This window comes from Spiroplasma endosymbiont of Notiophilus biguttatus, assembly GCF_964030985.1.
GTDB lineage: Bacteria > Bacillota_I > Bacilli_A > Mycoplasmatales > VBWQ01 > Spiroplasma_E > Spiroplasma_E ixodetis_A.
The window spans coordinates 988,168-1,005,951 of record NZ_OZ034993.1 but is presented as its reverse complement, the minus strand read 5'-3'; the positions used below and the strand labels follow the sequence as shown (position 1 = coordinate 1,005,951).

General features: G+C 25.6%; 12 protein-coding genes. 3 read left to right on the top strand and 9 right to left on the bottom strand.

Annotated elements, in window-relative coordinates; all coding sequences use genetic code 4:
• Positions 1 to 777 precede the first annotated feature (777 nt).
• The 8 genes from AAHM85_RS06010 to AAHM85_RS05975 form a co-directional block, all read right to left on the bottom strand.
• On the bottom strand, positions 778 to 1,446 hold the full coding sequence (locus AAHM85_RS06010) for a copper homeostasis protein CutC (protein WP_342261381.1): 669 nt from the start codon (positions 1,444 to 1,446) through the stop codon (positions 778 to 780).
• An 18-nt stretch (positions 1,447 to 1,464) separates the two neighbouring features.
• A complete protein-coding gene (metK, locus tag AAHM85_RS06005) occupies positions 1,465 to 2,646 on the bottom strand; it encodes a methionine adenosyltransferase (RefSeq protein ID WP_425289728.1) in 1,182 nt (393 codons plus the stop codon).
• A gap of 11 nt (positions 2,647 to 2,657) precedes the next feature.
• Positions 2,658 to 3,539, bottom strand: a complete 882-nt coding sequence (locus tag AAHM85_RS06000; protein ID WP_342261379.1) for an alpha/beta fold hydrolase — start codon at positions 3,537 to 3,539, stop codon at positions 2,658 to 2,660.
• Between the two features lie 126 nt (positions 3,540 to 3,665).
• Positions 3,666 to 4,493: a TIGR00282 family metallophosphoesterase gene (locus AAHM85_RS05995; RefSeq protein ID WP_342261378.1), complete on the bottom strand. Its 828-nt coding sequence runs from the start codon at positions 4,491 to 4,493 to the stop codon at positions 3,666 to 3,668.
• 15 nt (positions 4,494 to 4,508) lie between these two features.
• Positions 4,509 to 4,823 (bottom strand): YlxM family DNA-binding protein, encoded by a 315-nt coding sequence (gene ylxM, locus AAHM85_RS05990; RefSeq protein WP_342261377.1) that lies wholly within the window; start codon positions 4,821 to 4,823, stop codon positions 4,509 to 4,511.
• A complete protein-coding gene (gene ftsY / locus AAHM85_RS05985) occupies positions 4,816 to 5,799 on the bottom strand; it encodes a signal recognition particle-docking protein FtsY (RefSeq protein ID WP_342261376.1) in 984 nt (327 codons plus the stop codon). The genes ylxM and ftsY overlap by 8 nt, the downstream gene beginning before the upstream one ends.
• A 216-nt stretch (positions 5,800 to 6,015) precedes the next feature.
• On the bottom strand, positions 6,016 to 6,972 hold the full coding sequence (locus tag AAHM85_RS05980; protein ID WP_342261375.1) for an ankyrin repeat domain-containing protein: 957 nt from the start codon (positions 6,970 to 6,972) through the stop codon (positions 6,016 to 6,018).
• A 433-nt stretch (positions 6,973 to 7,405) separates the two neighbouring features.
• Positions 7,406 to 12,133 carry an ABC transporter permease gene (locus AAHM85_RS05975; RefSeq protein ID WP_342261374.1) on the bottom strand — a complete coding sequence of 1,576 codons (4,728 nt, stop codon included), beginning with the start codon at positions 12,131 to 12,133 and terminating at the stop codon, positions 7,406 to 7,408.
• A 324-nt stretch (positions 12,134 to 12,457) separates the two neighbouring features.
• Between AAHM85_RS05975 and AAHM85_RS05970 the strand changes: the two genes are divergently transcribed.
• The 3 genes from AAHM85_RS05970 (at position 12,458) to AAHM85_RS05960 (ending at position 16,070) form a co-directional block, all read left to right on the top strand.
• The gene (locus AAHM85_RS05970) at positions 12,458 to 14,575 is read left to right on the top strand and encodes a hypothetical protein (RefSeq protein ID WP_342261373.1); all 2,118 of its coding nucleotides are present in this window, start codon (positions 12,458 to 12,460) and stop codon (positions 14,573 to 14,575) included.
• A gap of 147 nt (positions 14,576 to 14,722) precedes the next feature.
• Entirely contained in the window at positions 14,723 to 15,523 is an 801-nt protein-coding gene (locus AAHM85_RS05965; protein WP_342261372.1) for an IS1595 family transposase, read from the top strand.
• A gap of 274 nt (positions 15,524 to 15,797) precedes the next feature.
• Positions 15,798 to 16,070 (top strand): hypothetical protein, encoded by a 273-nt coding sequence (locus AAHM85_RS05960; protein ID WP_174480642.1) that lies wholly within the window; start codon positions 15,798 to 15,800, stop codon positions 16,068 to 16,070.
• Positions 16,071 to 16,178: 108 nt separating this feature from the next.
• Here AAHM85_RS05960 and AAHM85_RS05955 read toward each other — a convergent pair whose 3' ends face one another.
• Entirely contained in the window at positions 16,179 to 17,714 is a 1,536-nt protein-coding gene (locus AAHM85_RS05955) for an ABC-F family ATP-binding cassette domain-containing protein (RefSeq protein WP_342261371.1), read from the bottom strand.
• Positions 17,715 to 17,784: the final 70 nt, after the last annotated feature.

Sequence of the window (17,784 nt, the reverse complement as noted above, 5' to 3'; positions counted from 1 at the left end):
TCAAAAAAAATAAAAAATAAAACCAACACTTGCTCACTGGGGAGTGGCAAGGTTGGTTAAATAAAGAATAGAATTAATACAATAGGTCCCTACAACAGGTCTATATATACTAGTTTCCAATCCGCTCCCACCCCAAGGATTACCATTAAATGGTTAGTATATTTTATTAGGTATCACTCCACTTTTTATTTATCCATGCAAGTCCACATGCTAGCCACTATTTTGAACAACTGTGTTGTGGTTCACTTTTTTAATTCCTTAACACGTGTTGATAATAGTATTAAAGAAAGTTATTAAAAATTTTAAAATTTTACAATTACAAAAAAAGACAAGATTTTTATTCTCGTCTTTTGTCATTTATTTTTAATTTAAGGGTTAAAAAAATTAGGAAGTTATTTTTGAAAATTACTAGTTATCGACATCTTCGGTACGCTCCCAATTATAATAATAAACCATCAATAAAGGTTGCTGTTTAATCTTATATATTATAAAACTTTTCGGAATTTTACCACATGAACAAGTTAATCACAAAAAATATTTTTCTTATAATGGTATTCATAAAAATACAATAGAAAGTTTTTGAGCAATATTAAAAAGAGGTTTTATCGGCCAATTTCATTGAGTTTCAAAAAAATGACTCCAATCTTATTTAAATGAATTTTGTTTTAAATATAATAACCGTAAAGAAAAAATCACATTTAAAAATATCATAATTAAATTATTTATTAAGAATTAAGTGTTAACCAATAAGCGTAAAATTCCGAAACTTTTTATTATTTATGCCATATTTTTAATATTATTAATTAATTTATAATTAATAGGATTATTAAAATTATTATCTTCATGCACACATTTTCCAAAATGAATATCATTAATACCATTTTTTAATAAAACATTAACATTTTCTAAATTAACTCCACCACCAGCAAGAATTTTTATTGGTAAATTTAATTTTTTTAATTCTTTAAATTTATTAATGTTATTCACAATATTATCTTGACCACCAGAAGTTAAAACTGTAGTAACACCTAATTTTACTAACTGCTCTAAAGCTTGTTTTTTATTAAAAATTTCATCAAAAGCACGATGAAAAGTTACTTTTAAAGGTTTTGCTAATTTAATAACTTCACTCATTCTTTCAACATCAATGTTATTATCTTTAGTTAAAATGCCACAAACAATACCTGATGCATGAGTTGTTTTAATAAATTGAATATCTCTTTTAAAGATTTTAAAGTCATTATCAGTAATATTAAAACCATTATTGTTATTTCTAACCATAACCATTACTGGTTTCAACGAAATTTTACATGCTTCAACAATCAATTCATAACTTGGAGTATAACCACCAAATTCCATAGCAGTACAAAGTTCAACTTGATTAGCTAAAGAATTATTAATTTTTTCTATATCTTTTAAAGATGTAGCTATTACTTCTAAAAACATAAAATATTTCTCCCTATCTTATTTTTTTGGTAAATAAGTTTTCAATAAACTAACTTTATCTAATTGCTCTCAAGGTAATTGTAAATCATTTCTACCAAAATGACCATAAGTTGATAATTGTTGATAATTTTGTTTAGATAACTCTAATTTATCAATCATAGCACTAGCAGAACAATCAAAAACTTGATAAATAATTTCTGTTAATTTTGCTTCTGTTAAACCGGAAATAATAGTTTGATGAGTATTAACAAATATTGCAATTGGTTCAAGAGTTCCAATTGCATAAGCTAATTGTACTTCACAAATCTTTGCTAAGTTAGCAGCAACAATATTTTTAGCAATATACCTAGCATAATAAGCACCCGTTCTATCAACTTTAGTGGGATCTTTTCCTGAAAAAGATCCCCCACCATGACAAGCAGCTCCACCATAAGTATCAACCATTAATTTTCTTCCTGTTAAACCAGTATCACCAGCAGGTCCACCAATTACGAATTTGCCAGTTGGATTAATTAAATATTTAAAATCAAGATTTAAATGATATTGATTAGCAACATATTGCATAATTTCTTTATGAATAAATGTTTTAAATTGTTTTTCATCATAATTTGCTTGATGTTGAATGCTCATTAAAATAGTATGTATTTTTAAATTTTTAGGTTCTTCTTGATCAATATCAATAGTAACTTGCGCTTTCATATCAAGAAGTGCATACTTAAATTTTTCTTCCTTTCGTAACTTTGTAGCCCGTTTAATTAATTCATGTGCTAAAACGATTGGTAATGGCATATATTCTGATGTTTGTTGACATGCATAACCAAACATTATTCCTTGATCACCAGCACCGATTTGATGATTTTTTAATTCAACGCCTTGTAAAATATCGGGTGATTGTTCATGAATTAACACTTTAATTTCACAAGTAAAACCATTAAATCCAATTTCATCATTTATATAACCAATTTCAGTAATAACTTTTCGCGCAATTGCTTGATAATCAACTTGAGCATGACTATGAACTTCACCCCCAATTAAAACAAAATTTGTAGTAATAAAAACCTCACATGCTACTTTGGCATGTGGATCTTGTTTTAAAAAAGCATCCAAAATTGCATCAGCAATTTGATCGCAAATCTTATCAGGATGACCAGGAGCAACAGACTCACTAGTAAAAAGAGGATAGATAATATTAGGTATTAATTTCATATTTTTTAACCTTTCTCAAGTAAAATATTTTTTGTAATTCATGGCATAATTTCATTATCAAATATATCTTTAATATTAGGTTCATTAATTAAAGCATGTTTACCATCAAAAATAAAAACATAACTATGATGTTTCTTCCAATATTTTTTATTAATTTTAAGTTGATGAAAATCACTAAATACATCATCAGCACTTTGTAAGATTAACGTTGGAAGTTCTGAATTACTAATTTCCATTATACTTTTTTTATTAATTTTTTTAAATTGTAGTAAAAAACGTAATGATCAATTTTGACGATTACTATATCTTTGATTTATATTAGTAATATGAGCATTATTACTAGAAATATCTTGATTTTCAACATAAATTGGCATTTGAATATTAGAATTAAAAATAAAAGCAAAACAAAAGCAAATAATAAAACTTAATGAAAATTGACAAAGATTTTTTTTAGTTACTAAATTACTAGTAATTAATGCTGATACTTGTGAATTATTTTTAGCAGCATGACTAGCAATAGCTGCGCCTAATGATTCACCAAAAACAATAATTTTTTGATTAGGATATTTAGATTTTACTGCACTTATTATATCTTTTAAATCATTAATATCAGTACCTAATGATTTAAATTTTCAATCTTGTCCATTTTTACCAATACCTCTTCGATCATAAGTAATCAAAGATAGTTGTGATTTTTTACAAAAAGAACTTAATAATTTAAAATCATCTTTTTGACCTTGCAAGCCATGAGCACCAATAATAATGATTGTACTTTTATCAACCATTTGTTTAAATAATTTTACTTCATAACCATCACGTAAAATAATTACCTTTTCTCGTATTTCAGCAGCTTGTTGTACATGAACATTGTCTTTAATTTTTGCCATTAATAAAATTCTTAAAATTATTAATATACTAATCCCAATTAAAATTGAATATAAACCATTTTTATCAGTAAAAAAATTAGCATTATTTCATATCATGTTAAAGTTAGTCCCTTCCTATATTTGTAATTATTCGTAAATTTTAAAATTAGGTGCTTGTGGATGAATAAAAATACGTTCAATTTTTTCTGCTTTATTTGTCTCATCATTAATAGTCAATAAAACGGCTGAAAATTGACCTTCACCATCAGCTGGACTAAATTTTGCCGGCATACTTTTTTTATCACGAATAATAACTTCTTCAGCTTTAGCACCAATAATGGAATAAAACGGACCTGTCATTCCAACATCACTAATAAAAGCAGTACCTTTTGGTAATAAACGATTATCTGCTGTTTGAACATGAGTATGAGTTCCTACTACACAAGTAACTTGACCATCAAAATTTCAAGCAAAAGATAACTTTTCCGCTGTTGCTTCAGCATGAAAATCAATAATATGAATGTCACTTTTTTCTTCACTATTTTGTTTATCAATCGTAATAAGTTGTTCAAGAGCAAAATAAGGATTATCAGATTTATCCATGAAAGTACGACCAATTAAATTTGTTACACGCACTTTTTTATTACCAACTTTAACTAAAATTGTACCATTACCTGGATGATAAGGATTATAATTTAAAGGACGTAATAAATCTGGAGTTGTATTAATATACTTAGCAACATCAGGATGACCAAAAATATGATTACCAGTAGTAATAATATCAATACCAGCATTTTTTAATTCATCATAGTGTTTTTTACATAATGATTTACCATGAGTAGTATTTTCACCATTCGCAACTACTAAATCAATCTTAAATTGATTTTCATATTCCTTTTTTATTTTAGGAATTCAATATTTAACCATTTGTCTACCAACAATACTGTAAATATCACCAATTATTAAAATTTTCATTAATTTCCACCTGCTTTATTCTATTTTATCAATTTCTTGTAAAACTTTAATAAAATTATACTTTTCCGTATATTTTTCATATATTACTTGTCTTTGTTTATATTTTTCATAAAGATACAACTTACTTTCATATTTATTTAATAAAATAATAACTTTTTGCAGACTATCATAAACAGCCGTTCGTGATACTTTTTGTAAATCAGCGATTTCTTGTAAAGATAAATTCTCAATAAAGTAATTTGTAAAATATTGTTTTTGTTTTGCTGTTAATAATGTATTATAAAAAGCAAATAAACTATAATATAAAACTTGTTTTTCTAAACTATTCATTTTCATACTCCGCAAACAAATCACTTGTTAAACTAAAAATATACTTATCTAAATCAAACTCTTCCAAGTCATTAATACCTTCACCAAAACCCATTAATTTAACAGGAATATCTAATTCTTCTTTAATAGCAAGAATAATACCACCTTTAGCAGTACCATCCATTTTTGTTAAAATAATGCCAGTCAAAGAAACAATTTTCATAAATTCTTGTGCTTGATTAATACCATTTTGTCCAGTTGTACCATCAATTACTAACAATGTTTCATTAGCTTCATGTCCTAATTTCTGAGTAATAATTTTATTAATCTTTTTTAACTCCTGCATCAAATTAACTTTATTTTCTAATCTTCCTGCTGTATCAACAATAATAACATCACAACCTTCAGATTTAGCTGCTTCAATTCCAGCATAAACAACACTAGCTGGATCTTGCTTTGGTGTTCCTAAATAACAAGGAATACCAATTCTTTCTGCTCAAATTTGCAATTGTTCAACGGCACCAGCACGAAAAGTATCAGCAGCAACTAGAATTGGTTTTTTACCTTGTGTCTTTAATTTAGCTGCTAATTTAGCTGCTGATGTTGTCTTACCATTACCATTAACACCAACAACTAAAAATAACGAAATATTATTACTACTAAAATTTAATCTTGTAGAAACTAACTGACCATCAGTATAAATAACAAACATTTTATCAATAATAATATCATTAATAACTTTTGGTTTTGTTAATTTTTGGATTTTAGCTTCATGACGAATTTCATCAGTAATAGTTTCTGCCATTTTGTATCCAACATCTGCTAAAATTAATACTTCAGTTAATTCTTCAAAATATTGTTCATCAAGTTGATGATAACGCGCTGCTAACGCTTTAATTTTAGATGCAAATAATGTTCTTGACTTTTTAAGTCCCTGATCATATTTAGTTGTCTTTTGACCAAATAATTTTGTCTTTAAATTTTTAAAAAATGCCATATTTTCACCTACATTATTATACCAACAAATAACTAGTTATTTATGACATTAATACTTTAATTTTATTAAAATATTAATAGTACGATTTAAAAGTTTTATTTAATAAGTAATTTATTAAATTAAAATATAATAATAAATACAAAAAATATTAATCAATTTTTCTTGATTTTAGCTAAAAATAAAAGATTGCAAAAGCAATCTTTTTAACTTGTTTTATTAAATACATGATGAATTTGATGGTTTATATCCACTTGCTGACTGTTTATTTTTCAGATCCATTGCATTTATTATTCTAGCTTTATTAAATTTTATTTTTCTTATTTCTTGTTCCAATAATTGTTTTTCATTATTAATTATTATTTTATCTGATAATAATTTATTAAGCTCATTATTTTTAATTGAAATATCCTCATTTATATTTTTATTCTTATTAACGCAACCAAAAGTAAAAATAATAATAATATAATTTAATGCTGAACTTATTTTTTTCTGTTCAAAATGTACAATTTCTCTTTCAATATTGCTAATTCTTTTAGTTATATTTAGTAAAATTTGTTGATTTTGTTTTATTTTTAATTTTTTCATTTTTTTAAAAAAAAACTCAGAAACTTTCTTATCTTTTGCAAAAGATTTTACAAAAGATAAACTATCATTACCCATTTTATCTTTCTCAATAAAATTAGCACCTTTATCAACTAATAAATTAATAAATTTTAAATCAGCATTACCCATTATAGCATAATGTAAAGGAGTATTATCTCTATTATTTTTGGCATTTATATTAGCACCATATTTAATTAATAGATCTGCAGTTTCTAAAAAATTATGAAAACATGCATAATGTAAAGGAGTATTACCAGAATTATCTTTTTCATTTATATTTAAATTATTTATTTTATTAGTAAGAAAATAAATAACTACCTTATTATTACCGTTTTGTAAAGAGTAAATAAAAAGTTTTTGATCAAAAACTTTTCTTAAGTTTTCATCTGTTAATATTCTTTTTGCTTCATTCAATTCTTGCATTTTAAGTTTTGATTGAGGATTATTATTTTTATCTGGGTGAGTTTTTAGAGCATTCTGTTTGAATTTTTTTTTAATTTCTGCTACTGATGCTGTTGTTAATACATTTAATATATCATAATAATTAAAAATTAATGATTCATCTTTCAAAATTTTTTTTCTCCTTTCAAAATAAAAACCCATTTACTTTAAAAATAAAGTAATGAGTTAAAAACTATATTTAGTTTTCAAATAAAGTATACATATTTCACTATCAATTTGGTAAATTTAAATATTTAAATTCGGAATTTTACCACATGAACAAGTTAATCACAAAAAATATTTTTCTTATAATGGTATTCATACAAATACAATAGAAAGTTTTTGAGCAATATTAAAAAGAGGTTTTATCGGCCAATTTCATTGAGTTTCAAAAAAATGACTCCAATCTTATTTAAATGAATTTTGTTTTAAATATAATAACCGTAAAGAAAAAATCACATTTAAAAATATCATAATTAAATTATTTATTAAGAATTAAGTGTTAACCAATAAGCGTAAAATTCCGTTTAAATTTACCAAACATTCTTTAGTGAACTTTATTTTATTCATCAGATTTTAATAATTCAATTAAATTCATTTTATTTAATTCATGATTATTAATAATAAATGTTGATATATATATACCACCAATTATGGTAAAACTTACTGGTAATATTCATCATGTTATTGTAAATGGTAAAGCCACACCAACAAAACTAGTAAGAATAGAAATTAAACCATAAATTGCAAGGAAACCTAGGGCAAACCCTACAATATAACCAAGTAATGCTCAAGGTGTAAAAATACCTAAAGTAAAAGAATTAATTTCTCAATTAGTATATCCTTCTGCTTTCATATGAGCCATAAAACGACGAAATTGATCGGTAAATAAATCAGTAATCATAATAACAATTAATATTGAACAAATAATCGTTGTCACAATAAATAAAGCACTAGCACTGAAAGCAATATCTGACATTTTAGTAATCATCGCTTGTTGTCTTGATAGTAAATAATTTTTTTTGACCATTGGTATATTTTGATTACCACTTAAACTAGTAGTTGCATAAATAGTATAATCATCTAAATTTGATTTAAAACTCATTCTTCCAATTAAATCAAAAACATTAGCATTAGCACTTAACTTACCATTAAATCATTGAAATACATCGGTTCCTGAATAATAAGGATTATCATCAATATAACTATAACCCATAATTTCATTAGCTCATTTTTGATCAATATAGGCTTTAGGAGCATCATAAGAATCTTGAATTCCTACAACTTGATATGTATGAAGTGGATTGTCATTACCCATAATATTTTTTCATCATGTTGGCATGTTATTTTTAATATCTGCTTGTAAACTATCAGCATTAATATTATTTTCTTTAGTTAAAATATTATTATTAACCATTCCCATAAATCATTCTGCTGGGCGGTTTAATAAAATACTTAATGGGTCTTTAGGATCAAATCCATTATATGGCTTTACCAAATCATATGAAAAAGGTCTAATTCATTCACCTGTTGAATCTAAAATATGTGATAAATCAAAATCAATAGTTTTAGCATTATCAGCTGTTGGAATTTTACCACTTTTAGCATTAGGACTAATATCAGGAGGTAATTTTAATCAAATATCATTAACATTATTTCAAGTACTAGGTTCATTATTTACAATTGGTTGTCCTTTAGCATCATACATACCATTATACCTAGTACCATGGCTATCACTATATTCTTTATTATTATCAGATAATTTTATTTTTTGATCACCGCGATAATTTCATTTTGTTCCACTTTTTGATCAGATGCCACCATTTGTAGTATAAGCACCTGATGGTGGCATCTCACCATAATATCAATTTTCTTTTGGTAAAGGAACACTTTTACCATCAATATTTTTATAACATAGAGTATTAACTTGTGGTACACCACTAAATTGTGAGCCAACATCTAATCCAAATTTAGATTGAAAAGCACGGTTGATAATCATTGGAATAGTATTAGCATTAGCATTATATTTTAAAGCTTTAACTTCATCATTTTTTAATACTAACATTGCAGTATCAGGATTAATGCCAATAACATCCATTAATTCTTTTTTAGCAATTTTTGTACTTTCATCAACACCAACTTTAAACTGTGTTACTAATTCTTCATCTGGACCATTAATATCACCATTATTAGTACTTTTTGGATTAAAAGCAATAGTATTATGACCAATACTAAAATAATCATAAGGATCTTCTTTAATATTGGGTCTTGGCAAACTATCAATACTCTGACGAACAAAGCCTGGTAATACTTGCTTTAAAATTTCTTTAATTGCCTCTGGACCAGGTGGCACTCCGGGATTAGGAACTTGCAAAATATTAGGTAATTGACCACTTGCAAAATTAACAATATTATATGAAAATATTTTTGATGGTGTATTATCTTCTTTACTTAAATCAGTTAATAACTGATTACTAAAAGCTTTGCCACCCAATCAACTATATGATCAAACTAAATCACTAAGATCTAATGTCCCTGTTGATTGTTCTTGATAATAAGAGGACATTTTTTTTATAAACTCTGTTCTTTCAGATTCAGGAAAAGATGAATCAAAAGTAAAAATATCAGCAAAATTATTAGTTAATTTTTCTTTTTTAAACAATAATGGATTATATCACCCAACTCGTGCCTTTTTCTCATCATAAACAATTTTATCTTCAGGTCAAGGCATAGCACCATAAGTTGGATAATATTTCTCATCGTTTGGTCAATTAAAAAAATCTCATGAATATAATCCATATTTACTCATCGGCATATTCGGCATTGGTGTTTGATACTCATAATAATTTTTATATTTTTGAGTTTTGAAATAATTAACTTTTAAACTATTAATAGTGGCAAGAACTAGTGTTGTTGCTACAATTGAAAGTGAAGCTAAAGTAATAACTCCTGAAGTAACTAAAATTTTTTTTCAACTAGTTTTTGATAACGATAATAAAAAACGAAGACGAAAATTATTTTGTAAAAACTTGCTAGCTCTACTTTTAGGAACACCTAAAGCTAAATCACTATCTTTTTTAATTAAAAATAAAGGATCACGTTTTAAAAGACGAAAGGCAGTTAATAAAGTAACAATTGTAATAAAACCAATAATTAAAACAATTGAAATAAATAATGGAACAACATCAAAGTTAAAAACATTATATGGTAAAACAAATAAAGTATTAAAGATCTCAGTTAAATATACCTGAATTACAAGACCAACAATTCAGCCAATTGGAATTGCAATTAATAGTGTTAATAATGGATATGCCAAATAAGAAATCGTAATTTGTCATGTTTTATAACCTATTGATTTTAAAATACCCATTGAAACTTGTCCGTGTTGAATTGCTTTTTTAACAATTAAAGTGGTAATAAAAATAACAACCGTTAGTAAAAATAATACTCCTGCTATTGCTGCATATAAAAAGCCAATTATTGCTGAATTAAATATCTTTTCTTTACTATTATAAATCGAAAACTGACTATTACTACTTGTAACTACAGGATTTGGATTAATAAGGTATGTAGAAGATGATTGTGGTGTTGGATCTGTATTACCGTATTTCTCAACTAAATACTTATTATAATCATATTGATTTAAATCACTAACACCATTATCACTAAATATTGTTTTTTGAAAAAAATCATTAAATAAATCAACATCAAATTCATGAATACTATTTTTAGGAACATTATTTCATTTTGTAAAATACATTAAAGTATTATCAGTTTTTTCTGCTGTCTTATATCAATCTCCATCATTTCACGCTGAAGGTGTAACATAAGCAATAAATTCAGTTCTTGTATTGGGAATTGGATTTAAGTCACTAATTGTTGGATAAATATCATAAGCATCACCACCAATACCACTAACAATAAAGTCAGTACCATTAATATTAATATGATCGCCTGGTTTATATGCTTTATTACTTTTATTTTTTCTTGCATATTGTGGCGTAATAACTATTTCATTTTTACTTGTTGGTTCAACACCTTCAAAGACTTTTAGATTAGTATGATTTAAACCATTAGGTAAACCAATATCAATAATCTTAGTATTAATTTGAGTATTATTGACTACTCCAACACTGGCACTAAATTGATTACGAACATATAAATCACGCATTTGTAATGCTGCAACCGCACGAATTAAATATGTAGAAAGTGCGTCTCTTTCAGTACCATCACTAATCATATTATAGTTAAAAGGTGAATGATAACCAATAGAAGTATTAGTAAAATTAGTATAAATGTTACTATCTGATTCTTTTGCAGAAAAATTACGATAAATTCTCATTCATTGACCATTCATACCATAATCATTGTCTAATCTTGGATCGAGTTCAGTTTCCTTAACTACCTTAATAAAAAGCTCATTTCTTTCTGTTGGAACTTGCAAATTAACACTATCAGGAATAGTAGCATCATTAGAAGAAGATCTAAAATTTATTTTATTTTCTAAAATTCAAGTGGTAACTTTATCATTATCAGTCTCTTTTAATATTGGATCTGTTGAATGTTTTGTAATCCATTCCTTAATAAAAGTATTAATAGATTGAACAATATTGGGTGCTGTTTTTTTTAAAAAAATATCGCGATATAAATCATCTGCTGCTGTTTTAAAATGATTTTTTAAATTCTCATTAGAAGCATTTTTTGATTTTAATAATAATTGACCATAGATGCTTGCTTTAACATTATTATTATTCAAATTAAAAATTAAAGGATTATCCGAATTTGTTCATCTTATATCATTAAACCCAGTAATATTACCTGTATTATCACGAGTATAATCAATAGTTAAGTTATCTTTAGTGATTGGTAGGATTTCTTGATCTGTACCTATTTTTGTATCATCAAAATAAAGCGCTTTAGTACTTTTACTATTAGTTCCATCTTGAACATAAAATCGACCTAACTTTAAACTAAAAGCTTGATTAGCAATTTGTTTAATACCTTGTGACACTGGTGAATAAGGTAAAACAGCATCAAACTTAAGATCATTTAATCCTAATTCATTAGCTCCTCCAATCATTCTAACGTACGATATTCAACTTCCAGTAACCAACGAAGTTGCAAAAGCAGTAAGTAATAATAAAATAACTAATTGTAATTTACTTTTTCATGTAGCAACTAAAGTCTGCTTTAATAGCAATGCATTCTTAAATAAACTTTTTTTTGCTTTCTTATTAGTAGATACCATTTTTTTATTATTCGCTTTTTCGGGTTTATTTAACCTTGCCATTACAGTTCTCCCTAATTCCTGAAATTAAAATTTTGCATTTAATTTTAATTATTAAGTTCAAATATGGATTAATAATATCACACTTATACAAAATTAATATATAGGATAATTTTAAAATAAATAGTAGATAGTTTTTATAATGTTTAATTTTTCTCTGTTTGATATATTACCATATTTAAATTGTTTATTTAAATAAATTTTAAAATTAAAATAACTAATGATACAATTTGTAAGAAATGAATTTAATTATTTTCAGAGTTAAATGTATTAAATTTTAGTAAAATAAAATTGACAAAAATAACACTTTATTTAAGGAGAACTGCTATGAAAAAAGTATTTACCAAGTTAGGAATTATCTTAATAGCAAGTGCCACTATTTTACCTCTATCAGCTTGTACCTTTAATTTTTATGTTAACTGTGTAACTAATAGTATCGCTAAAAGTTTTGCTGATCAAACTTCTGCTTTAATTAAAAGTATGGTTATGTCAAAAGAGTTGGGTGCTGATACTAGTAGTACTAATGATGATATTATGGGAAAAATTAAAAATAATAGTATTAATAATTTAACTAAAAACACTAGTTTAGATAATTGAGGTGATTTACAAACACGTTGAGGGAAAAATGGAAAAATTGATGTAAATAATTTTGATCCTGATAATTTTTTTAAAGCTTCTGGAACAGGTCAATTAACTAAAACCATAAATAGTAAAAAGCAAGTTAATGATGTTTTTTCATCACTTGATTATATTAGAACTATATCAATTATGGCTAACCCACAATTAGAAAATATAGTTGTAGGTGCTGGTATGGACCCCATTTCTAGTTTTTTAAAATCATTACAAGGTGACTTAAGTACTTTACCAGCTGGATTACAATTAGTTGCTAATTTAATTAATAACTATGGTCCTAATTTTTTAAATCCGCTAACTAGAATATTTGGTAATTTAGTCAATGGCAGTTGATCTGATCAACAAACTTCTACACCTACTGATGAAGAAACATTAACTAAGTTTATGAATAATTGAAAAAATGATAGTGGTCAACCTTATAGTGCTTGAAATGATGGAGAAAGATGAAAAATAAGCCCAACTTTCGTTCCTGGTCACACAGTAAGTAATTGAAAATCAAAACAAGATTATGATTTATATCATGGTGGAACTTTAATTAATTACTTGTTTTGAAAAATGAGCGAAGACAATAAAATTTCTGGTAAAGATGGTAAAACTCCACGATATTTAGGTGGCATTCTTTCAGAACATATAACTGTTACTGGTTCAATTACCGATCGAAATGTTGATTTTGATTATAAAGGTTTTTTTGCTGATATTGAAAGATACCTTCCCTATCTTTTAACTAACCCACTTTATATCTTAACAATTATTGAAGCAATTATTCCGGTTATTAAAAAATGAATATTAGATATGCCAGATATTACCCAAGGTGTTAAAAACTTAACAATTGGTAATGGTTATCCATCAAAGCCAAATGCTGGTAGTTATAATTTACTTGATATTATTAATACTATAAAATCTTTAATTAACCAACCAGAAAAATTAAAACAAATACTTCTAACCGTATTTGGTAAAACTACAACAGAAACTCGTGGTTTTGATACATTTCTTTATGACGTTAAACTCAATTTAGAAATAACAGGAATTATTCCAATGCATGTAAACTTGACTTTAGGCGGCCTTATTGGTGATAGTGCATATGATCCTAGCCCATTAATTGATACCATTATCAAAGAAATTAATACAGATAGTGTTAAAAACACTATCACTAGTATTACTGATCTAATTACCAAAATTTCAGAACAATATCCAGGTAATGAAGGTATTAATATTGATTTACAAGATTTAGAGAATTTTTTATTTAATAATACTACTGGTCTCTTAATAATTCTTAAAAATGATACTATTGTTACTCTAAAAAACGTAATTAATAAAAGTGATGTAACAGCAACCGATGTCGAAGAATTATATAAATCATTAGGTGGACACATTAATAAAGATGATCCAGAATTTCCAACTTTTACTCAAGGTTCAATACTTGATATTTTACAAAAAACTATGCTTCAATCAAACAGTCAACTAAATAATATTTTAAATTTATTACTTGGTACTACTGATGAAAATCATAAATTAGGAATTAAAAATATTATTACTGCTGATAATAATCAATGAATTAAAGATAACTATGAAGCTTATTTTGATGCTGATAATAAAACAGGTATTAATAAAAAAATAGGTAATACTTGTAATATTACTATGACTAAAACTACTACCAATAGTATTGAAACAATTAATTTAAAATATGGTTTTACATATAAAATTAAAAACACTACATATCATTTTATTATCACTGCTATTGATATTGAAAACTTAATTGATTTTCAAGGTATACGTACTTTTAAATTTAAAAGGATTACTTTAGTAAAATAATAAACTAATTTTAGTAATATTATTTACTAGATATTTAATAAAAAAATCGGAATTTTACGTTTATTGGCAATAACTTATATACATTATTATTTCTGAAAACTATAATTAGATATTAGTAAAATAAAATCTAATTAAAGGTGATTGAAAATGAATATTTTAGACATAATAAATAAATTTCCAAACCAAGAATCTTGTATAAAATTTTTAGAAGAAATAAGATGAAATAACAAACCAAAATGTCTTTTTTGTTTTAGTGAAAAAGTTAACTCTGTTTTAAAAGAGTCGCGTTATAAATGCAAAAAATGTCATAAGTCTTTTAGTGTAACTGCTCAAACTATTTTTCATCATACACGTGTACCACTTCAAAAGTGATTTATTTTAATAGTATTAATGGCTAATGCTAAAAAAAGTTTATCATCATCTCAAGCTTCAAGAGACTTAAATTTACGTTTAGCAACTGTATGAAAAATGATGCATAAAATTAGAAAGGCAATGGCTAATGATGAGATTAAATTATTAGCAAAAATATTAGAGATGGATGAAACATATGTGGGTGGAAAACCGCGTAAATATAATGATGTTGATAATAAAAATAACTCATTACGTGGTAGAGAAACTAGTAAAGAGTGTGTTGTTGGCATTATTGAACGAAATGGTAATGTTAAATTATTTCATGCAAAAAATAAAAGTATTAAATCTGAAGATTTAATGAAAATAGTTAAAGAAAATGTTGATATTAACAATTCTATTCTTTTTACTGATGAATATCGTGGATATTATAAAATGAATAAAATTTTACCACATGAACAAGTTAATCACAAAAAATATTTTTCTTATAATGGTATTCATACAAATACAATAGAAAGTTTTTGAGCAATATTAAAAAGAGGTTTTATCGGCCAATTTCATTGAGTTTCAAAAAAATGACTCCAATCTTATTTAAATTAATTTTGTTTTAAATATAATAACCGTAAAGAAAAAATCACATTTAAAAATATCATAATTAAATTATTTATTAAGAATTAAGTGTTAACCAATAAGCGTAAAATTCCGAAAAAAATAGTTATCATAATAATAATTATTTTTAAGTATAAAATATATGACTATATACTATACAATTTTAATTTTAATGCTATACTTAATTAAGTGCTTATTAATCTCATTATATCAGATATTATTATCAGATTTATCAATTAGGCGCCAGAAAGAAGAGGCATTGTTAATGGAAAACAATCAAACAATCGAAGCATTATTAGAAGAAATTAAAGTTTTAAAAGAAACAGTAATTACTATTAATGCAAGTTTAACAACACTTGTAAAAATCACAGAAGAACGTGAAAAACGTTTTGCTGAACGTGGAGCAAGAACACAAGGGGATAGAAATTCTTCTGATCGTGGAAACTTTAGACCACGTTCTGACCGTGGTGATTCTAGTTGAGGAAACAGTGGTGGATTTAGCAGACGAGACCGTGACGACCGTAATCGTAAAGGGTAATTTAAACAAATAAAAAAATACTTATAACTAAATGTTAGTTATAAGTATTTTTTTATTTGTTTAAATGTATAATGAAATTAAATATTAAAAATAACTATTTTAATTTCACTAATTTGTTAATTTTTCAAAATCTAAAACGCCATCAACTCAACTATTATTAAAATTAGTATCATGAGTTGTCAATAATACAGTACCTTCAAATTGTTGCAATGCTTTTAATAAAGACTCTTTAGCCAAAACATCAATATGATTAGTTGGTTCATCTAAAATTAATAAGTTGTAAGGTTTTAATGCAAATGCTGCTAATCTAACCTTAGTTTGTTCGCCACCAGAAAGTAAGTTCATTGGTTTCATTACTAAATTACTACGCAAACCAAAACTTGCTAAAATTCTTCTAATCTCAACATCATTTAATTTAATATCTAACTCTTTTAAATAATTAAATGGAGTAGTACTAGTCATTACTTCAGTTTGATGAAAATACGCTACTTGCATTCGATCATCTAAATTAATATTTCCAGCAAGTGCTGGAATATTACCAGCTAACGTTTGCAAAAAAGTAGTTTTACCAATTCCATTATATCCTTTAACAACTCACTTACTACCAGTTTTAATAACAAAAGTAAGTGACTTAATTAATGGTTTATGATAACCTATTTCAAGGTTTTTAGCTTGGACAGCAATTGAACTTGTTGTTTTATAATACTTAAAATAAAAATTTGGCGGAGTCTGAATTTGTTGTTTTTCTAAAACATTAATTTTAGACAATTGCTTTCTTCTTGATTCAGCACTTTTAGCAGTTGAAGCACGTGCTGCATTTTTACTAATATAAGTTTCTAATTTTTCAATTAATTTCTTTTGATTTGAATATGCTGATTCATATTGGCGATGATGTAAACTTTTTTGTTCTAAAAAACTTTCAAAATTACCAACATAACGAGTAATCATATAATTATCAATATCGAAAATAATATTACATGTTGTATTAATAAAATTACGATCATGTGACACTAATAAAAATGCACTAGGGTAATTTTGTAAAAACTTAGCTAATCAATTAATTTGTTCAATATCCAAAAAATTAGTTGGCTCATCAAGTAATAAAAAATCATCTTCATTTAATAATAATTTTGCTAATAATACTTTTGCTCTTTGACCACCACTTAAACTACCTAAAGTTTGTTCTAAAAGTTGTAAATTAATACCTAATCCATCAACTAAACGACCAATTTTTTTACTAATAGTATCAAATCCTTGGTGTGTCAATTCATCTTGAATTTTCATTGCTTTTGTTAATAATTCTTCACTATAATTATTAGCCATTTCTGCATATAAATTTTCCATTTGTTGTTCACGTTCAAAAAGTTTTTGATAACTTTCACGCAAATATTGTAAAACTGTTAATTCTAGATTAACCTCTTGATGTTGTTCCAAATACCCAATTTTAATTTTAGTATGAATATTTAAATTAATATGATCTGCAGATACTGTTCCATTAATAATATTTAATAATGTTGTTTTACCAACACCATTCATACCAATTAATGCCACATGTTCACCTTTATTAATTTGTAAAGTGGTGTTTTTATATAAAACTTTTCCACCATTAGCGTGTGTTAAATTCTCAATTGTGACAATACTCATCTTATACCTCATTAATATTTTTTAATTACTTAGTAATAATAACATGAATGTTAATCTTAAAATAAGAGAA